16 protein-coding genes are annotated in these 18,127 nt (G+C 71.9%); 11 read left to right on the top strand and 5 right to left on the bottom strand.

Annotation, left to right across the window (positions count from 1 at the left end):
* A complete protein-coding gene (locus ASD19_RS05560; protein WP_055989548.1) occupies positions 1 to 1,011 on the bottom strand; it encodes a DUF4190 domain-containing protein in 1,011 nt (336 codons plus the stop codon).
* 83 nt (positions 1,012 to 1,094) lie between these two features.
* Positions 1,095 to 2,090 carry a LacI family DNA-binding transcriptional regulator gene (locus ASD19_RS05555; protein WP_055989545.1) on the bottom strand — a complete coding sequence of 332 codons (996 nt, stop codon included), beginning with the start codon at positions 2,088 to 2,090 and terminating at the stop codon, positions 1,095 to 1,097.
* 173 nt (positions 2,091 to 2,263) lie between these two features.
* On the opposite strand from ASD19_RS05555, the gene ASD19_RS05550 reads away from it, so the two are divergent.
* Genes ASD19_RS05550 through ASD19_RS05535 form a run of 4 tightly spaced genes read left to right on the top strand, consistent with a single transcriptional unit; the run spans position 2,264 to position 7,418 of the window.
* On the top strand, positions 2,264 to 3,511 hold the full coding sequence (locus tag ASD19_RS05550) for a sugar ABC transporter substrate-binding protein (RefSeq protein ID WP_055989542.1): 1,248 nt from the start codon (positions 2,264 to 2,266) through the stop codon (positions 3,509 to 3,511).
* A 12-nt stretch (positions 3,512 to 3,523) separates the two neighbouring features.
* Positions 3,524 to 4,642: a carbohydrate ABC transporter permease gene (locus tag ASD19_RS05545; protein ID WP_055989539.1), complete on the top strand. Its 1,119-nt coding sequence runs from the start codon at positions 3,524 to 3,526 to the stop codon at positions 4,640 to 4,642.
* Positions 4,639 to 5,505, top strand: coding sequence for a carbohydrate ABC transporter permease (locus tag ASD19_RS05540; RefSeq protein ID WP_055989536.1), 867 nt, complete (start codon positions 4,639 to 4,641; stop codon positions 5,503 to 5,505). The genes ASD19_RS05545 and ASD19_RS05540 overlap by 4 nt, the downstream gene beginning before the upstream one ends.
* The gene (locus ASD19_RS05535) at positions 5,502 to 7,418 is read left to right on the top strand and encodes a glycogen debranching N-terminal domain-containing protein (protein WP_055989532.1); all 1,917 of its coding nucleotides are present in this window, start codon (positions 5,502 to 5,504) and stop codon (positions 7,416 to 7,418) included. The genes ASD19_RS05540 and ASD19_RS05535 overlap by 4 nt, the downstream gene beginning before the upstream one ends.
* Positions 7,419 to 7,558: 140 nt before the next feature.
* Here ASD19_RS05535 and ASD19_RS05530 read toward each other — a convergent pair whose 3' ends face one another.
* Genes ASD19_RS05530 through ASD19_RS05520 form a run of 3 tightly spaced genes read right to left on the bottom strand, consistent with a single transcriptional unit; the run spans position 7,559 to position 9,441 of the window.
* On the bottom strand, positions 7,559 to 7,954 hold the full coding sequence (locus ASD19_RS05530) for a type II toxin-antitoxin system VapC family toxin (RefSeq protein ID WP_055989529.1): 396 nt from the start codon (positions 7,952 to 7,954) through the stop codon (positions 7,559 to 7,561).
* 2 nt (positions 7,955 to 7,956) lie between these two features.
* Positions 7,957 to 8,232 (bottom strand): type II toxin-antitoxin system Phd/YefM family antitoxin, encoded by a 276-nt coding sequence (locus ASD19_RS05525; protein ID WP_055989526.1) that lies wholly within the window; start codon positions 8,230 to 8,232, stop codon positions 7,957 to 7,959.
* Positions 8,233 to 8,262: 30 nt separating this feature from the next.
* Positions 8,263 to 9,441, bottom strand: a complete 1,179-nt coding sequence (locus ASD19_RS05520) for a hypothetical protein (protein ID WP_055989523.1) — start codon at positions 9,439 to 9,441, stop codon at positions 8,263 to 8,265.
* 331 nt (positions 9,442 to 9,772) lie between these two features.
* Here ASD19_RS05520 and rpsA point away from each other — a divergent pair, with 331 nt between their 5' ends.
* From rpsA to ASD19_RS05485, 7 genes are all read left to right on the top strand, one after another.
* Positions 9,773 to 11,224 carry a 30S ribosomal protein S1 gene (gene rpsA, locus ASD19_RS05515; protein ID WP_055989519.1) on the top strand — a complete coding sequence of 484 codons (1,452 nt, stop codon included), beginning with the start codon at positions 9,773 to 9,775 and terminating at the stop codon, positions 11,222 to 11,224.
* A gap of 172 nt (positions 11,225 to 11,396) precedes the next feature.
* The gene (locus ASD19_RS05510; RefSeq protein ID WP_134744989.1) at positions 11,397 to 12,380 is read left to right on the top strand and encodes an ABC transporter ATP-binding protein; all 984 of its coding nucleotides are present in this window, start codon (positions 11,397 to 11,399) and stop codon (positions 12,378 to 12,380) included.
* Positions 12,377 to 13,408 carry an aliphatic sulfonate ABC transporter substrate-binding protein gene (locus ASD19_RS05505; protein ID WP_055989516.1) on the top strand — a complete coding sequence of 344 codons (1,032 nt, stop codon included), beginning with the start codon at positions 12,377 to 12,379 and terminating at the stop codon, positions 13,406 to 13,408. The genes ASD19_RS05510 and ASD19_RS05505 overlap by 4 nt, the downstream gene beginning before the upstream one ends.
* On the top strand, positions 13,405 to 14,229 hold the full coding sequence (locus tag ASD19_RS05500) for an ABC transporter permease (RefSeq protein WP_055989514.1): 825 nt from the start codon (positions 13,405 to 13,407) through the stop codon (positions 14,227 to 14,229). The genes ASD19_RS05505 and ASD19_RS05500 overlap by 4 nt, the downstream gene beginning before the upstream one ends.
* Entirely contained in the window at positions 14,229 to 16,250 is a 2,022-nt protein-coding gene (gene acs / locus ASD19_RS05495) for an acetate--CoA ligase (protein ID WP_055989511.1), read from the top strand. Before ASD19_RS05500 ends, acs begins: the two co-directional genes overlap by 1 nt.
* Positions 16,247 to 17,584: an O-acetylhomoserine aminocarboxypropyltransferase/cysteine synthase family protein gene (locus ASD19_RS05490; protein WP_055989508.1), complete on the top strand. Its 1,338-nt coding sequence runs from the start codon at positions 16,247 to 16,249 to the stop codon at positions 17,582 to 17,584. Before acs ends, ASD19_RS05490 begins: the two co-directional genes overlap by 4 nt.
* A complete protein-coding gene (locus tag ASD19_RS05485) occupies positions 17,581 to 18,123 on the top strand; it encodes a CoA-binding protein (RefSeq protein WP_055989505.1) in 543 nt (180 codons plus the stop codon). The genes ASD19_RS05490 and ASD19_RS05485 overlap by 4 nt, the downstream gene beginning before the upstream one ends.
* The last annotated feature ends 4 nt before the right edge of the window (positions 18,124 to 18,127 follow it).

The following is an 18,127-nucleotide window of genomic DNA, read 5'->3' as shown; positions in this document are numbered from 1 at the left end:
TCAGCAGGAACTCCCGTTGACGGGCGTGATGTCGGTGCCCGGAAGCGCGTCCGCCGACGTCGTGACCGAGTTGACCGTCACCTGCGCCGTGCCCTCGACCATGGGCACCTCGAACGGGGTGCCGATCGCGATCGGCACGGCGTCGACACCGGGATCGGCCGGCGCGCCCGAGGGGTCGCCGTCCGTGCCGCCGCCCTGCATGAGGGCCTCGCACTCCTCGGGGCTGAGGCCCTGGTTCTCGCACTCCTCCTGGATGATCGTCGGCACCTGCGTCGTCAGGAAGCTCACGGTCGCGATGGTCGACACGGTCCCGGCGATGAGGCCGATCACGCCGAGCACGAGCCCTGCGATGCCGAGGCCCTTGCCGGGCATCCTGCGGACCAGCACGATGATGCCGATCACGACGGCCGCGAGCAGCAGCAGGCCGGCCACGAAGATCCCGAACGGGATCAGCGCGCCGAGGAAGCCCAGGATGCCGAGCACGAGCGCGGTGATCGCCAGGCCCTTGCCGGGCGCGCTGGGCGGCGCGACGGGGACGCCGCCGTACGGCGCACCGCCGTAGGGGGCTCCCGGGTAGCCGGACCCGGGATAGCCCGGCCCGGGCTGCCCGCCGGGGTGTCCGGCTCCGGGCGCGCCCGGATAGCCCTGAGGCTGGGCCGCGGCGTAGGGCGGCAGCGGCGCCGGGGCCGGGTAGCCCTGATCGGCGGGAGTCGTGCCCGGCTGCGGCGCGCCGGGGAACGAGGCGCCGAGGGAGGCGGCCGATGCGGCCTCCGGCGATCCGGCCGGGGGCGGCGGCGGACCGCCTGCGGGGGCGGGCGGCGCCGGCGGGACCGTGAACTCCGGGTCCGGCACCGGCGCAGGCGGAAGCGTGTACTCCGGGATCGACGTCTGCGTCGTGGGCGCCTGGAATTGCGGCGCGTCGTCGTCGGCCGGCGCCGGGGGCGCCGGGGGCGTCGGAGGCGTCGGGGACTCCGGCGTGGCGCCGTCGTCGTGGTTCGGGGGCAGGGACATGGGGCCTCCTCAGCTGTTCTGCGAGAACGATATCGCGCAGGGGCTCCCGCGGCAGGGCGCTCCGGGCGGGCAGTCCGCCCCGGTCACTCCTGCCCGTCGTCGGCGGATCCGCGCACGACGAGCTGCGGCTCCACGAGCACGTGGCGGTCCTCCGGGCGGTCGTCTCCGGATGCCAGCAGCAGATCCAGGGCGGCCGACGCCACCTGCTCGGGGAGCTGCTCCACGCTGCTCAGCCCCATGGCCTCGGCCGCCGGCGTGTTGTCGAAGCCGATGATCGGCAGCTCCGGACGGCCGGCGGCGACGGCGGCCAGATGCGCGCCCATCGCCAGGGCGTCGCTCGCGCACACCAGCGCGTCGAAGGCCGCGCCGGAGGCGAGCGCCTCGCCGACCACCGCCCGCGCCGCACTCACGCTCTCCTCGGACACGAGCCGCACGCCGCGGCCCTCCGGCACGACGGAGCGCCATCCGCTCTCACGGTCGTCGCCTGTGCCCGATCCCGAGGGCCAGCCCAGGAACGCCACATCCGGGCCCGCGTGCTCCACGGCCCAGAGCGCCGCCTTGCGCGTGCCGGCCGCCCCGTCGACGTCGACCCACGCGTGGTGGTCGTCGTCGCCCCACGGGCGCCCGAAGGCCACGAACCGCGTGCCGCGCCGTGCCAGCCACTGCGTGCGCGGGTCCCCGTGATACGTGCCGGTGATGATGATCGCGTCGGCCTCGCCGCCGTCCAGCAGGTCGCCGAGGCGGGCGATCTCCTCGGCCTCGGTCCGCGCCGTGTAGAGCAGGACCCGCATCCCCCGATCCCCGGCCAGGTCCGCCAGGGCGTGCACGAAGCGGTCGAGCACGACGCCCGAAACCCCGCCGGCGTACGGATCGAGGTGCACCGCGATGGTCGAGCTGCGCCGGGTGCGCAGGCTGCGGGCGGCCGCGTGGGGGCGGTACCCGAGATCCGCGATGGCCTTGATCACGCGGATGCGCGTGTCCTCCCGCACGATCTCGGGGGAGTTGATCACGTTCGACACGGTCTGCCGTGAGACGCCGGCCGCGAGCGCGACATCCTGAAGTCTCGGCGCCCGGCTCATCCCGTCTCCCTCGCGATCGTCCCGGCATGCGCCGGTAGTGGCTCATCCTAGGCCTTCGCGCACCCCTCTTGACAGAGACATTGGAACGTTCATACTGTGATCCCCAACACCGGGAGTTGAACGATCAAATCCGGATCATCCGCCGTCAGGCCTCGTCAAAGGAGAAGAGTCTCATGGCACGGCACAGCAGCACACGGGCGCTCGGCGCCACCGCACTCCTCGCCACCACCGCCCTGTTCGCGGGATGCGGCTCCGGCTTCGACGACGGGGGCGGGGGCGGCGGCGAGCCGACCGGCGAGGCGCCCACGGGCGAGCTCAGCATCCTGATCGGATCGTCCGGCGACGCCGAGACCGCGGCGGTCGAGGAGGCGGTGGCCGCCTGGTCCGAGGAGTCGGGCGTCGAGGCGAGCGTCCAGGTCGCGAACGACCTGCCGCAGCAGCTGTCGCAGGGCTTCGCCGCCGGATCGCCGCCCGACCTGTTCTACCTGTCGACCGACGCTCTGGCCGGGTACGCGAGCAACGGCTCCCTGGCGCCGTACGGCGACCAGCTCGAGAACAAGGACGACTTCTACCCGTCGCTCGTGGAGAACTTCACATACGACGGCGAGTTCTACTGCGCTCCGAAGGACTTCTCGACGCTGGCGCTGATCATCAACCAGGACATGTGGGAGGAGGCGGGGCTCACCGAGGCCGACATCCCGACCACCTGGGAGGACCTCACCGCGGTCGCCGGGCAGCTCACGACCGAGGACCGCGTGGGCCTGGCGTTCGGCGCCGAGTACCAGCGCATCGGCGTCTTCATGGCGCAGGCCGGGGGAGGTCTGATCGAGGGCGGCGAGGCGATCGCCGACAGCGACGCCAACGTCGAGGCTCTGCAGTACGTCAAGGACCGTCTGACCGACGGATCGTTCGCGTACGCCGCCGACATCGGCGCCGGCTGGGGTGGCGAGGCGTTCGGGACCGGCGCGGCCGCGATGGTCATCGAGGGCAACTGGATCGGCGGCGCGATGACCAACGACTACCCCGACGTGAACTACACGGTCGCGCCGCTCCCGGCGGGCCCGGGCGGCGAGGGCACGCTGCAGTTCACCAACTGCTGGGGCATGGCGGCGGACAGCCCGAACCAGGAGGCGGCGCTCGAGCTCGTGGAGTACCTGACCAGCACGGAGCAGCAGCTCGCGTTCTCGGAGGCCTTCGGCCCCATGCCGTCCATCCAGTCGGCCGCGCAGGAGTGGCAGTCGGCGAACCCGGAGCTCGCGCCGTTCCTGGACGGGGCCGAGTACGCGCAGTTCCCGCCGAACATCGAGGGGTCGGCCGACATCATCACCGACTTCAACGCCCAGCTCGAGGGTCTGCGCGACGGAGACCCGGCGGCCATCCTGCAGTCGGTGCAGGGGAACCTCGAAGCCGCGCTCGGCTGACGGGCGGCGACCATGACCGCCTCGACCGCGCGATCCGCCCGCCCTCGCCGCACCGGTCCCTCCGGGATCCGGCGCGGCGAGGGCGCCGCCGGCTGGATCTTCACCCTTCCGGTGGTGATCATCCTCGGCGTCTTCCTCTTCCTGCCCGTGCTGATGGCCCTGTGGGTCAGCGTGAGCGACTGGACGGGGCGAGGCAGCCCGCTGTCGCCGTCGGTGTCGTTCGTGGGGATGGACAACTACGCGGCCGTGACGGCGGGCGGCGGGCTGGCCGAGCGCGACTTCGGCATCGCCCTGCGCAACAACGCCTGGTACGTGCTGCTCGTGGTCCCCGTGCAGACCGCGCTCGCGCTGCTGCTGGCGGTCCTGGTGAACGGCGCGGCGCTGCGTGGCAAGGGCTTCTTCCGCACGGCGTTCTACTTCCCGTCCGTGACCAGCTCTGTCGCCATCACGGTGCTGTGGCTGTTCCTGTTCTCGACCAACGGCGTCGTGAACCGCGTGATGTCGTACATCGGGGCGGCGGGCCCGAACTGGTTCAACGATCCGCGCGGCATCGTGCACATCGCGCTGGGCGCGCTCGGGATCACGCAGCCGACCGGCGCCCTGGCCGAGAACCGGGCGCTCGGCGTGACGTGGTGGGACTGGCTCGCCGGGCCCTCCGTCGCGATGAGCGCGTTCATCGCGATGGCGGTGTTCACCACGTCGGGCACCTTCATGCTGCTGTTCCTCGCGGCGCTGCAGAACCTCGGCGGCGACGTGACGGAGGCGGCGATGGTCGACGGCGCGAACGCCTGGCAGCGGTTCTGGCAGGTCACGCTGCCGCAGCTGCGGCCCACGCTGTTCACGGTGCTCACGCTCGGCTTGATCGGGTGCTGGCAGGTCTTCGACCAGATCTACACCGGCACGCAGGGTGCGCCCGGCAAGACCACCCTCACGCCCGCGTACCTGAGCTACCACTCGGCCTTCCTGTCGCAGGAGTGGGGTCAGGGCGCGGCGATCGCGTTCATCCTGTTCGCGATCATCGTGCTGATGACGCTCATCCAGCGGTGGGCGCTGCGCGACCGCCCGGTCTCGCGCCGGCGGATGCTCATGGCCGAGAGCGTCGACCAGGCGCGGGTGGGGGTCGTCCGATGAGCGGGTCGGCGCTGCGCGTGCGCCGCGCGGGATCCGGCGGGGTGATGGCGCGGCAGATCCTGCTGTACGCGGTGCTCGCGGCGGTCGCGCTCGTGTACATCTATCCGTTCCTGGTGCAGGTGGCCACGTCGTTCAAGCCGGATGCGGAGGCCGCGTCCTCGCCCGTCTCGCTGTTCCCCGCGACGTTCACCTGGGCCGCGTACGAGCGGCTGTTCCTGCACTCGGACTTCCCGGTCTGGTTCACGAACTCGGCGCTCGTGACGATCCTCGTCACCGCCGGACGGGTGTTCTTCAACTCGCTCGCGGGCTACGCCCTTGCGCGCCTGCGGTTCCGCGGGCGCGGTGTGGTGTTCGCGGCCCTGGTGGCGGTGATGTCGGTGCCCGCCGTCGTGCTGCTCATCCCGAAGTTCCTCGTGATCAACCAGCTCGGCATGTACGACTCGTACGCGGGCATGGTGCTGCCGCTGCTGGTGGATGCCGCGGGCGTGTTCATCATGAAGAACTTCTTCGAGTCCATCCCGACCGCGGTCGAGGAGCAGGCGAGGATCGACGGCGCTGGCGTGTTCCGCACGTTCTGGTCCGTCGTGCTGCCCATGGCGCGCCCGGCGCTCATCACGATCATCATCCTGTCGTTCCAGGGGTCGTGGAACGAGCTGAACCACTTCATCGTCTCGACGCAGTCGCCCGAGCTGACGACCCTCACCAAGGGCGTCGCGTCGCTCGCGAGCGGGCAGCTGAGCCAGGGGAGCCAGTACCCGCTGAAGCTCGCGGCGGCGGCCATCATGACGATCCCCGTCGCGGTGCTGTTCTTCGTGTTCCAGCGCCGCATCATGAACGCCAGCGAAGGAGCCGTGAAGGAATGACGTCCGACCACGCCGACGCGCCCGCCCCGCCGCTGCAGCCGCTGCTCGACGCGGCCGAGGTCGTGCTGCGCGCACCGACGCAGGTGTGGTCCGGCCCCGGCGGCGACCTGGGGGCCGCGCCCATCGACGGGATCTACCACGGCGACGTCCGGCACGTGCGCGCGCTCACGCTGACGTGCGACGAGTCGCCGATCGAGTGGATCGGCACGTCGCGCCCGGGCGCGTCGCGCATCGTGTTCTCCGGGCTGCTGCGGGCGATCGACGATGCGATGCCGGATCCGCGCGTGCGCCTGATCCGCGACCGGACGGCGGAGGGGGCCGCCGTCCGGGAGCGCCTCGAGATCCGCAACGGGCGCTCGATCCCCGTCGAGGCGACGCTGCGCGTGCGACTGCGGCCCGAGTTCGCGTCGCTGCACGCGGTCAAGGCGGGGGAGGCCGAGCCGGCGGAGTTCGAGGTGCTGTCGACCGAGGGATCGGTCGCGGTCGCCGCAGGGACGCACCGGTTCACCGTGGTGGCGCACCGGGGGGAGGTGCGGATCGCGGAGGAGCTCGTCGAGCTGGAGTGGCGGGTCTCGGCGCCCCCGCGCGGAAGCGTGTCGGTGGACTGGGTCGTCGCGCTGTCGGACGACACGCTCGTGGTGCGGCCCGCTGCGCGCCCGGCGCCCTGGGACGCGCCGGCGCTCGCCGCATCCGTCCGGGGACCCGAGCCGCGCCTGGCCCGGTGGCTCGCCACGGCGCTCGACGACCTCGACGCGCTGCGGCTCGCGCTCCCGGACGCGCCCGAGGACGAGTTCTACGCGGCCGGAGCGCCGTGGTTCTTCACGCTGTTCGGCCGCGACTCGATCTGGGCGGCGCGTCTCCTGCTCCCTGTCGACGCGAGCATCGCGGCGTCCACGCTGCGCGTCCTCGCCCGTCTGCAGGGCGCCGAGGACGATCCGGACTCCGCGCAGGAGCCGGGCAAGATCCTGCACGAGCTGCGCGCGACGACGCTCGAGATCCCGGGGGAGCAGGTAGTGCTGCCGCCCACGTACTACGGGAGCGTCGACTCGACGCCGCTGTGGGTGTGCCTGCTCGTCGACGCGTGGCGCGCCGGCATGCCGGACGACGAGGTCCGCGCGCTCCTGCCGCATCTGCGGCGCGCCCTGACCTGGATCACCGAGCACGGCGACAGCGACGGCGACGGGTTCCTCGACTACCTCGACCGATCCGGGCGCGGCCTCGCGAACCAGGGCTGGAAGGACTCGGGCGACTCGATCCAGTGGCGCGACGGCGCGCTCGCGCAGGGGCCCATCGCGCTGTGCGAGGTGCAGGGGTACGCGTACGAGGCGGTCCTCGGGGGCGCGGACGTGCTCGATCGCTTCGGCGAGGACGCCACGGGCCTGCGCGAGTGGGCCGCGACGCTGCGCGGCCGGTTCGCGGACGCGTACTGGGTCTCCACCCCGGAGGGTCGCTATCCCGCCGTCGCGCTCGACCGCGACAAGCGCCCGGTGGACACGCTCACCAGCAACATCGGCCATCTGCTCGGCACCGGCATCCTCGATCCCGACGACGAGCGCCACGTGGCCTCGCTGCTGCTGGGGGAGTCGATGTCGTCCGGCTACGGCATCCGCACCATGTCCACGGGGGCCGGCGGCTACTGGCCGCTGTCGTACCACGGCGGCAGCGTGTGGGCGCACGACACCGCGATCGCCGCGCACGGCATGCTCCGCGCGGGCCTGCGCGACGAGGCGCGCGGCGTGGTGGGCGGGCTGCTCGCCGCGGCGGAGGGCTTCGGGTACCGCGTGCCCGAGCTGCACAGCGGCGACCCCGCGACCGAGACCGCGGCGCCCACGCCGTACCCGGCCGCGTGCCGGCCCCAGGCGTGGTCGGCCGCCGCGGCCGTCGTGGCGTGGAGCGCGCTCGCCGCGGGCTGAGCGGGCTTCCATCCGGTACCGAGATCACATCCGCGCGGCGAGGAGACATGCATCCGCGGGTGATCTCGCGGGACGGATGTGATCTCGCGACGGATGATGTGACCTGGGCTGCGGGCATCCAGGCGGGGCCGTCGTGCGGATCAGGCCGGTGCGGTGACAGGGATGCCGTATGCGCGCGTCGCGTCAGCGAGTCGTTCGTCATAGGTGACGAGCGACTCCAGGTCGTCGCCCAGCGCGAGCGCTGAGGAGAGATGGATCGCGTCGAGACTGCGCAGCGTCACGGGTTCGAGGCGGCCCGCCGCGTCGAGGATCTGCGGGCTCAGGCCGATGAGCGTGACGCTCTCCAGCACGATGCGCCCGCGCTGCGCGGCGTCGGGAGCCGAGCGCCGCAGGGCGCGCATGAGCTCCGTTCGCGCGATATCCGACGTCACGAGCGCATCGCCGCCGTAACCCTTCGCCCAGGCGAACAGTGCCGCGCTCTCGGCCTCATGCACGGCCAGCTTCACCAGTGCGGACGTGTCCAGGTAGTGGGCCACGCTCAGTGCCGTTCGTCTTCACGCAGCGCGAGGAGGGCCGCGGTCACCCGCCCGCTCTCGTCGATGCCGCCCGGTGGCATCCCGAGCTCGTCGAGCGACCGTCTCGCGGTGCGGGCCTGACCGGCCGTTCGCAGCTGCTCGAGCGGCGATTGCGGCAGAGGCGAGAGCTGGGCCACGGGGCGACGTCGGTCGGTGATCACCACGGTTTCACCCGCCGTGACCCGCGCGACCACGGCGGAGGCGTTCTGCTTGAGCTCGCGGATCCCGATCTCCGACATGTGCTTCATTGTAGAACATGCATGCTCGCTTCAGAAGGGGCTGAACCGTCGCGGCTGCACCGCGAGGTGGTTCGCGAGTCGACGCATCGGTGGGGTGATCACGCCGTGTGCTCCACGTGCGCTGAGCAGAGCGAGGCCTGCGAGCACGTCGGGGAGATCGTCGCGGGCGAGGGTCTCGCGACTGCGGTCGCCGATGAACTCGGCGTGCGGGTGCGTTCCCCGGGGTGCGTCGAGAGGAGAGAGGGCTTCGGCGAGCAGGGAAGGGATGTCGGCCAGGCGCTCGCCGATCCCGTCGGCGATCGCGAGGAGTGCGAGCGTCGAGCCGGTCTCTCGCGACCCGGACCAGGGATGGCGAGCGGAGAGTCCGACGGCGTCAATGGCGATGTCGGCCTTGCTTCTGGCGCTGTTCAGCCGACCCCGGTTGGTCGTGAGGATCCGGCCGCGCAGCCGGCGCATCAGCCGATGCCGCCATGCGGCATCGATCAGCGCGCCCGCGTGCGTGTGCTCCCAGCCCAGGGTGCCCGCGAGCTCCTCGGTGAATCCGGCCGTGAGACCGCCATCCGCGCCCTGTGGGATGCCGCCGCCGATCGCGTCGCCGAGTGCCGCGAATGCCCACGTCAGCTCCGTGGTCTCCCGTGCATCGAGGGGAGCGGGGTGCAGCAGTCCATGCTGTTCGAGGTGGGACTCCAATGCCACGCGGTCGATCGGCGGCAGGTGGGCGCACAGGTCTGCAAGAGGGGATCCGGGTGCCGGGCCGTCCGCGCGCGAGGGATCGACCAGGCGTGGCACGAACCCGAACTCGATGTCGAGGTCGCGTTGCAGAAGTGTCGGATCGATCGGCGTCGCGAGATCCCACCACGAGAACCTGGGCAGGTGCTCGGCGCCGCAGCGGAGCAGGAGAACGGTGGAGTCGCCGACCTCGGCCGGTTCGGACCCGGTGATGGTGACGCGGTACCCGGGGCCGAGCGGCTCGTCGCAGCCCGGTTCGTCGTCCTCCCAGTCCCACCCGCGTCGGCCGAGCTCGGCGAGTGACCAGTCGGACTCGGCTTCGTGCACCCAGCTGCTTTCGTCGCCGGTCGTGAGTTGCATGGCGCGCGCGAGAATGCGGATCGGCGCGTCGGCGAGCATCCGGAACACCCGCTCCGGTTCCGCGTCGCCGATGCGACGCACTTCGACGATCGAGAATCGAGGGCTCGACGTGATGCACATGCCGCGAACGTAGGCGTTCGATGCCGACGCGCGGGGGTGATCTCGTGTGATGAGGAAGGCATCGCCCGCGACCTGAGGCTGTGGACGAGCGAGCGTGGCCTGTCGCGGGGCGATCCGCTCGCATCCGGCCCCCGAACGGACCCTCGACTCTGATAGCCTGAACTGTCACGCGTGTGCGCGTCATCCGGGTTCTCCCGCGACGGACCACCGCGTGATGAAAGAGAACAATCCAACTGCCGCGGTTCGAACCGTGGTCTCGCGCGTCCGGGGCACCGGAGGCCGGGACCGAGCCGCGGCCCGAGCAAACAATCCAACAAGGACAACCCACTACATGACTAACGCAACGACCGCCCCGGCCACCAAGCAGGTCGCGATCAACGACATCGGCTCTGCTGAGGACTTCCTGGCCGCGGTCGAGAAGACCCTCAAGTCCTTCAACGACGGCGACATCATCGAGGGCACGATCGTCAAGATCGACCGCGACGAGGTGCTGCTGGACGTGAGCTTCAAGACCGAGGGCGTCATCCCCTCGCGCGAGCTCTCCATCAAGCATGACGTCGACCCCAACGAGGTCGTCAGCGTCGGAGACGTCGTCGAGGCCCTGGTCCTCCAGAAGGAGGACAAGGAAGGCCGTCTGATCCTGTCGAAGAAGCGCGCGCAGTACGAGCGCGCCTGGGGCGACGTGGAGAAGATCAAGGAGAACGACGGCGTCGTCACCGGCACCGTCATCGAGGTCGTCAAGGGCGGTCTCATCGTCGACATCGGCCTGCGCGGCTTCCTGCCCGCGTCGCTCATCGAGCTGCGCCGCGTCCGCGACCTCACGCCGTACCTCGGCCAGGAGATCGAGGCCAAGATCCTCGAGCTCGACAAGAACCGCAACAACGTCGTGCTCTCGCGCCGCGCCCTCCTCGAGGAGACGCAGTCGGCCACGCGCACGCAGTTCCTGAACAACCTGCACAAGGGTCAGGTCCGCAAGGGCGTCGTCTCGTCGATCGTCAACTTCGGTGCGTTCGTCGACCTCGGCGGCGTGGACGGCCTCGTGCACGTCTCGGAGCTGTCGTGGAAGCACATCGAGCACGCCTCCGAGGTCGTCGAGGTCGGCCAGGAGGTCACCGTCGAGATCCTCGAGGTCGACCTGGACCGCGAGCGCGTCTCGCTGTCGCTCAAGGCGACCCAGGAGGACCCGTGGCAGGTCTTCGCCCGCACGCACGCGATCGGTCAGATCACGCCGGGCAAGGTCACGAAGCTGGTTCCGTTCGGTGCGTTCGTCCGCGTCGCCGACGGCATCGAGGGCCTCGTGCACATCTCGGAGCTGTCGTCGAAGCACGTCGAGCTGGCCGAGCAGGTCGTCTCGGTGGGCGAGGAGGTCTTCGTCCGCGTCATCGACATCGACCTCGACCGTCGCCGCATCTCGCTCTCGCTCAAGCAGGCGAACGAGATGGTCGACCCCAACGGCACCGAGTTCGACCCGGCGCTGTACGGCATGGTCACCGAGTACGACGAGAACGGCGAGTACAAGTACCCCGAGGGCTTCGACCCGGAGACCAACCAGTGGCTCGAGGGCTTCGACGAGGCCCGCGAGAAGTGGGAGCAGGAGTACGCCGCCGCCCAGGCCCGCTGGGAGCAGCACAAGGCTCAGGTGGCCAAGGCCGCCGAGGCCGAGGCCGAGGCGGGCGACGACTTCGCCGCCGGCTCGTCGTTCAGCTCGGAGTCGGCCGGCGCCGGCACCCTGGCCGACGACGAGGCGCTCGCCGCTCTGCGCGAGAAGCTGGCCGGTCGCTGATCCTCAGCTGACACCCTGAGACGGGGTCGGATCCTTCGGGATCCGACCCCGTCTTCGTGTGTCCGGGAGCCGCAGGGGCGAATTCTGTCGGATGTCGCGGGTCCCGGCGGAATGTGACGTCATATTGCGCGCGGATTCGGACGACGGCGTCCGCGGCGTCAGCATGGGGGAGATGTCCCTCCCCACCCCAACGGTCGCCCCTGCGCGCGCCGGCGCCGTCACACTGACCGGCGTCGGACGCACCTTCGCCGCGCCCGGCGGATCGCGCGAGGTGCTGCGCGACATCGACATCGATCTCGCGCCCGGCGAGATCCTCTCGGTGATCGGCCCGTCCGGGTGCGGCAAATCCACGCTTCTGCGCCTGATCGCGGGGCTGGACGCCCCGACCGCCGGGTCCATCACCCTGGACGGCACCGCACTGTCTGACACGGATGAGCGCACGGCCGTGGCGTTCCAGGAGCCGCGCCTGCTGCCGTGGCGCACGCTCGCGCAGAACGTCGAGCTCGGCCTGCCGCGCGGGACGCTGAGCAGCCGCGCCGGCCGCCGCGAGGGGCGCGAGCGCGTCCGCGAGCTGCTGCAGCTGGTCGGGCTCGAGCACGCCGCCGACCAGCGCCCGCGCGAGGTCTCGGGCGGCATGGCGCAGCGCGCCTCGCTCGCGCGTGCGCTGGCGCGGAACCCCGGTGTGCTGCTGCTCGACGAGCCGTTCGGCGCGCTCGACGCGCTCACGCGGCTGCGGATGCAGGACCTGCTGCTGGACATCCACGCGGCCGAGCCGACGACCATCCTGCTCGTTACGCACGACGTCGAGGAGGCCCTGTATCTGGGCGACCGCGTCCTGCTGCTGCGCTCGCTCCACGCCCCGGCCGTCGACCCGACCGAGGCGCCCGCAGCCCAGCGCGCGCGTGTCGTCGCCCTGGGCTCCGGCGCCGGCATCGGCGACGCCGGAGCTGCGGTGCCCGTCGCCGTGGAGCGCCACGAGCCCGCGACCGCGGCCGCCCCCGGCGCGCCCCGCTCCATCGCCCGGGTCGTCACCGTCCCGGGCTCCCGACCTCGCGACCGCGCCGATCGCGCGCTCGCGGATCTGCGCACGGGCCTGCTGGAAGGGCTCGGCGTGCACACCCACCATCACCCCACCACCCGCAAGGAGAACCGATGAGCACTCTCATCCGCCGCACCGTCCCGACGCTCGCTCTGGTCGGCGCCATGGCGATGGTCGCCACGGGCTGCGTCGCGGGCGAGAACGCGCCGGCTCCCGCGGCCGCGTCGGGAGAGGCCGAGTGGTCGACCGACACGGTCACGGTCGACTGGGCGACCTACAACCCGCTGAGCCTCGTGGTCCGCGACCAGGGCCTGATCGAGGCGGCGCTCGGCGACGGCGTCGAGGTCGAGTGGGTGCAGTCCGCCGGCTCGAACAAGGCCAACGAGCTGCTGCGCTCGGGCTCCGCCGACGTCGCGTCCACCGCCGGATCGGCGGCGCTGTTCGCGCGTGCCAACGGCTCGCCGATCAAGGTGATCGACATCTATTCGCAGCCCGAGTGGTCGGCCCTCGTGGTCGGCGCCGACAGCGAGATCACGTCGGTCGAGCAGCTCGAGGGCGCCTCGATCGCGGCCACGAAGGGCACCGACCCGTACTTCTTCCTGCTGCAGGCGCTCGAGACCGCGGGCCTGTCGCTGGACGACGTCGAGGTGCAGAACCTGCAGCACGCCGACGGGCGCGCGGCGCTCGAGGGCGGCTCGGTCGACGCGTGGGCGGGGCTGGACCCGATCATGGCGGCCGCCGAGGTCGAGTCGGGCGCGCAGCTCATCTACCGCAACGTCGACTTCAACACCTACGGCTTCCTCAACGCGACCGAGGACTTCATCGAGAACCACGCGGATGTCGCCCAGGTGATCGTCGACGCGTACGAGGAGGCCCGCGCGTGGGCTCTCGAGAACCCGGAGGAGACCGCGGCGCTGCTGGCCGAGGCCGCGGGCATCGCCCCCGTCGTCGCGGCCACGGTGATCGAGGAGCGCTCGAACCTGGACGTCTCGGGGGTTCCCGGCGCCGACCAGCTCGCCGTGCTCGAGAAGATCGCGCCGGTGATCGTGGAGTCGGGCGACGTCGCGGGCGGCCAGGAGGCCGTCGACGCCGCCCTCGAGTCGATCATCGAGGACTCCTTCGCGAAGCAGGCCACGGGACAGTGACGCAGCCTTCCGGCACGCACGCCGCGACCGGCGCCCCCGCGGCGCCGGTCGCGGCGCGGCCGTGGTGGTCGCGCACGTCCGTCCGGGTCGTCGGAGGGCTCGCGCTGCCGGTCCTGCTGGTGACCGTATGGCAGATCGCCACGGCCTCCGGCGCGGTGCCCGTCTACCGCCTGCCGGCGCCGCTGTCCGTCGTGCAGGCGGCCGGGCAGCTCATCGGCGACGGCAGCCTGTGGCTCCACATCGCGATCTCGACGCAGCGCGTCGTGATCGGCTTCCTGGCCGGGGCGGTCATCGGGCTCGCGGCCGCCGCGATCGTCGGCCTGTCCCGCCTCGGGGACATCCTGCTCAGCCCGACGCTGGTCGCGGTGCGCGCCGTGCCGTCGCTCGCCTGGGTGCCGCTGCTGATCCTGTGGCTGCAGATCGGCGAGGAGTCCAAGATCACGCTGATCGCGATCGGCGCGTTCTTCCCCGTCTACACGACCGTGGCCGCCGCGCTGCGCCGCGTCGACCCGCATCTGGTGGAGGCCGGCCGCTCGTTCGGGCTGCGCGGCTGGTCGCTCCTGCGCACGATCCAGCTGCCCGCCGTCGTGCCGTCCCTGGTGTCGGGCCTCCGCCTCGCTCTCGCGCAGGCGTGGCTCTTCCTGGTGGCGGCTGAGCTCATCGCGTCATCGATGGGCCTCGGCTGGCTGCTCACCGACTCGCAGCAGACCGGTCGCGTCGACCGCATCCTGCTCGCGATCGTGCTGCTCGCCCTGCTGGGCACCCTGACCAACGCCCTGCTCGTCCTGTTCGAGCGGGCCGTGCTGAAGAGGTGGCTGTGATGACGGATGCGACCGAGCTGGCGCCCTCCGCCGAGGAGAGCCGCCTCGTGGAGACGCGCGCATACCCCGCGCCCGCCGCGTTCGCCGCGCAGGCGAACGTGGGCGCCGAGGCGTACGCGCGCGCCGCGGCGGACCCCATCGCATTCTGGGAGGAGGCGGCGCGCCGCCTCGACTGGGCGGAGCCGTGGCACACCGCGCACGAGTGGGAGCCGCCGGTCCGCGGCGCCGACGGCGAGCTGACCGTCCCCGCCGCGCGCTGGTTCGCGGGCGGACGGCTGAACGTCGCCGCGAACTGCGTCGACCGGCACGTCGCCGGAGGGCGGGGCGACAAGGTCGCGCTGCACTTCGAGGGCGAGCCCGGCGACCGCCTCACCGTGACGTACGCCGACCTGCAGCGCCGCGTGTCGCAGGCCGCGAACGGCCTGCTCGCGCTCGGCATCGAGCCCGGCGACCGCGTCGTCGTGTACCTGCCGGTCCTCGTCGAGACCGTCGTGATCGCGCTCGCATGCGCGCGGATCGGCGCCGTCCACTCGCTCGTCTTCGGCGGCTTCTCCGCGGAGGCGGTGCGGTTCCGGATCGAGGACACGGGCGCCAAGCTGCTCGTCACGAGCGACGGCCAGTGGCGCCGCGGCAAGGCCGTGGAGGTCAAGTCCAACGCCGACGCCGCGGCGGCCGACATCGCGCACCTCGAGCACGTCCTGGTGGTGCGCCGCACGGGCCAGGACGTGCCCTGGACCGAGGGCCGCGACGTCTGGTGGCACGACGTGGTCGAGACCGCCCCGGACGTGCACGAGCCGCAGGCCTTCGACGCCGAGCACCCGCTGTTCATCATCTACACGTCGGGCACGACCGGGAAGCCCAAGGGCCTCGTGCACACGTCGGGCGGCTACCTGACGCACGCGAGCTGGGCGCACTGGGCGCATTTCGACGCCAAGCCCGACGACGTGCACTGGTGCACCGCCGACCTCGCGTGGGTCACCGCGCACACCTACGAGCTATACGGCCCGCTGTCGAACGGTCTCACCCAGGTGATCTACGAGGGAACGCCGGACACCCCCACGCAGGAGCGGCACCTCGAGATCATCCAGCGCTACGGCGTGACCGTGTACTACACGGCGCCCACCCTCATCCGCACGTTCATGACGTGGTGGGGCGAGCGCATCCCCGAGGGGTACGACCTGTCGACCATCCGCCTGCTGGGCACGGTCGGCGAGGCCATCAACCCCGAGGCGTGGGTGTGGTTCCGCCGCAACCACGGCCGCGACGAGGTGCCCGTGGTCGACACGTGGTGGCAGTCCGAGACCGGCGCCGCGATGATCGCGCCCCTGCCGGGCGTGACCACGCTCAAGCCCGGATCGGCGACCGTGCCGCTGCCGGGCATCGACGCCGCGGTGGTCGACGAGCAGGGTGAGCCCGTCGCGCCCGGCCGCGCCGGCACGCTCGTGGTGCGCCGTCCCTGGCCCGGGATGGCCCGCACGGTGTGGGGGAACCCGCAGCGCTACCGCGACTCGTACTGGGCGCCCTACGCGGGCAAGGGGGAGCACGGGGCGTACTACGTCGCGGGCGACGGCGCGACGATCGACGCCGACGGCAACGTCTGGATCCTCGGCCGCCTCGACGACGTCGTGAACGTGTCGGGGCACCGCCTGTCGACCATCGAGATCGAGTCGTCGCTGGTCGCGCACCCCGCGGTCGGCGAGGCCGGCGTCGCCGGCGTCGCCGACCCGCTCACGGGCCAGGCGGTCGCGGCCTTCGTCGCGGCGCGCGAGGACGTGGACGCGGACGAGCTGCGCGCGCAGGTCGCTCGCGACATCGGGCCCGTCGCCAAGCCCAAGCACATCGTGTTCGTGCCGGAGCTGCCCAAGACGCGCTCGGGCAAGATCCTGCGCCGCCTGCTCGCGCAGCTGTGGCAGGGTGACGAGTTGGGCGACACGACGTCGCTGCAGAACCCCTGGGCCGTCGACGGCGTGCGCGCCGCGGTGGAGTCCGCCCAGAAGCCCCACCAGAAGGAGAACCTGTGACCGAGGAGCACCGTTTCGGGTTCCGCACGCGCGCGCTGCACGCGGGCGGCACCCCCGACGCCGCCACCGGCGCCCGCGCGGTGCCGATCTACCAGACGACGTCGTTCGTCTTCGACGGGGCGCAGGACGCCGCGAACCTGTTCGCGCTGCAGAAGTACGGCAACATCTACTCGCGCATCGGCAACCCGACGGTCGCGGCGCTCGAGGAGCGCCTGGCGTCGCTCGAGGGCGGCATCGGAGCGGTCGCCACGTCGAGCGGCATGAGCGCGGAGTTCATCACGTTCGCCGCGCTGGTCGGCGCGGGCGACCACGTGGTCGCCTCGGCGCAGCTGTACGGCGGCACGATCACGCAGCTCGACGTGACGCTGCGCCGCTTCGGCGTCGACACCACGTTCGTCGCCTCGAGCGACCCGGCCGACTTCGCCGCCGCGATCCGCCCGAACACGAAGGTCGTCTACACCGAGGCGATCGGCAACCCCGGCGGCGAGATCGCGGACATCGCGGGCCTCGCCGAGGTCGCGCACGCCGCCGGCGTGCCGCTCGTGGTCGACGCGACGCTCGCCACCCCGTACCTGTCGCGCCCGCTCGAGCACGGCGCCGACATCGTGATCCACTCGGTCACCAAGTTCCTCGGCGGCCACGGCACGACGCTCGGCGGCATCGTGATCGAGTCCGGCAAGTTCGACTGGGGGAACGGGAAGTTCCCGACCATGACCGAGCCGGTGCCGTCGTACGGCGGCATCCGCTGGTGGGACAACTTCGGCGAGTACGGCTTCCTCACCAAGCTCCGCAGCGAGCAGCTGCGCGACATCGGCCCGGCCCTGACGCCGCAGGCGGCGTTCAACCTGCTGCAGGGCGTCGAGACGCTGCCGCAGCGGATCGACGCGCACGTCGCGAACGCGCGCGTGGTCGCCGAGTGGCTGTCGACCGACCCGCGAGTCTCGTTCGTGACGTGGGCCGGCCTCGAGGGGCACCCGCACCACGAGCGCGCGCAGAAGTACTTCCCCCTCGGGCCCGGCTCGGTCTTCGCGTTCGGCGTCAAGCCGGCCGGCGAGTTCGCGGACGACGCCGAGCGCGCCGCCGCGGCCCGTGCCGCGGGCGAGAGCTTCATCGACTCGGTCAAGCTGGCCTCGCACCTGGCGAACATCGGCGACGCGCGTACGCTGGTCATCCACCCGGCGTCCACCACGCACCAGCAGCTCACGCCCGAGCAGCTGGTCGCCGCGGGGGTCCCGGCCGACCTGATCCGCATCTCGGTCGGCTTGGAGGACGTCGAGGACATCATCTGGGACCTGGATCAGGCCCTCACCGAGGCGACGGGAGTCAACCGATGAGCGCAAGCGGCATCGTGGCCTGCGAGCTGCCCTGGGCCTCGGCCCCGGTGGCGGGCCGCACCTGGGTCGGCCCGGGAGCGCAGGACCGCTACGAGATCCTGCGCGCCACCAAGTCGATCGCGATCGTCGGCGCGTCCGACAACCCGGCGCGCGCGAGCTACTTCGTCGCGACGTACCTGCTGGGAAGCTCGCCCTACGACGTGTACTTCGTGAACCCGCGCGCCGAGTCGATCCTGGGGCGCCCGGCCTACAAGTCGCTCGCCGACCTGCCGGTCGTGCCCGACCTCGTCGACGTGTTCCGCCGCCACGAGGATCTGCCGGGCGTCGCGCAGGAGGCGATCGACGTGGGCGCCAAGACCCTGTGGCTGCAGCTCGGCTCCTGGAACGAGGAGGCCGCGGCGCTCGCGGAGGCCGCAGGCCTGTCCGTCGTGATGGACCGCTGCGTCAAGATCGAGCACGCCCGCTTCCACGGCGGCCTGCACCTGGCCGGGTTCGACACCGGCGTGATCAGCTCGAAGCGCCAGCTGCTGTCGCGCTGACCGA

The organism is Microbacterium sp. Root53, from assembly GCF_001426925.1.
In the GTDB taxonomy this organism is placed as follows: domain Bacteria; phylum Actinomycetota; class Actinomycetes; order Actinomycetales; family Microbacteriaceae; genus Microbacterium.
The sequence above is the reverse complement of the archived record's forward strand: the minus strand, read 5'-3'. Positions and strand labels throughout refer to the sequence as shown.

Excerpts from the sequence above, each read along its gene's own strand:
- ASD19_RS05560 (WP_055989548.1), bottom strand. The coding sequence starts at position 1,011 with ATGTCCCTGCCCCCGAACCACGACGACGGCGCCACGCCGGAGTCCCCG.
- ASD19_RS05555 (WP_055989545.1), bottom strand. The coding sequence starts at position 2,090 with ATGAGCCGGGCGCCGAGACTTCAGGATGTCGCGCTCGCGGCCGGCGTC.
- ASD19_RS05550 (WP_055989542.1), top strand. The coding sequence starts at position 2,264 with ATGGCACGGCACAGCAGCACACGGGCGCTCGGCGCCACCGCACTCCTC.
- ASD19_RS05545 (WP_055989539.1), top strand. The coding sequence starts at position 3,524 with ATGACCGCCTCGACCGCGCGATCCGCCCGCCCTCGCCGCACCGGTCCC.
- ASD19_RS05540 (WP_055989536.1), top strand. The coding sequence starts at position 4,639 with ATGAGCGGGTCGGCGCTGCGCGTGCGCCGCGCGGGATCCGGCGGGGTG.
- ASD19_RS05535 (WP_055989532.1), top strand. The coding sequence starts at position 5,502 with ATGACGTCCGACCACGCCGACGCGCCCGCCCCGCCGCTGCAGCCGCTG.
- ASD19_RS05525 (WP_055989526.1), bottom strand. The coding sequence starts at position 8,232 with ATGTCGGAGATCGGGATCCGCGAGCTCAAGCAGAACGCCTCCGCCGTG.
- ASD19_RS05520 (WP_055989523.1), bottom strand. The coding sequence starts at position 9,441 with ATGTGCATCACGTCGAGCCCTCGATTCTCGATCGTCGAAGTGCGTCGC.
- rpsA (WP_055989519.1), top strand. The coding sequence starts at position 9,773 with ATGACTAACGCAACGACCGCCCCGGCCACCAAGCAGGTCGCGATCAAC.
- ASD19_RS05510 (WP_134744989.1), top strand. The coding sequence starts at position 11,397 with ATGTCCCTCCCCACCCCAACGGTCGCCCCTGCGCGCGCCGGCGCCGTC.
- ASD19_RS05505 (WP_055989516.1), top strand. The coding sequence starts at position 12,377 with ATGAGCACTCTCATCCGCCGCACCGTCCCGACGCTCGCTCTGGTCGGC.
- acs (WP_055989511.1), top strand. The coding sequence starts at position 14,229 with ATGACGGATGCGACCGAGCTGGCGCCCTCCGCCGAGGAGAGCCGCCTC.
- ASD19_RS05485 (WP_055989505.1), top strand. The coding sequence starts at position 17,581 with ATGAGCGCAAGCGGCATCGTGGCCTGCGAGCTGCCCTGGGCCTCGGCC.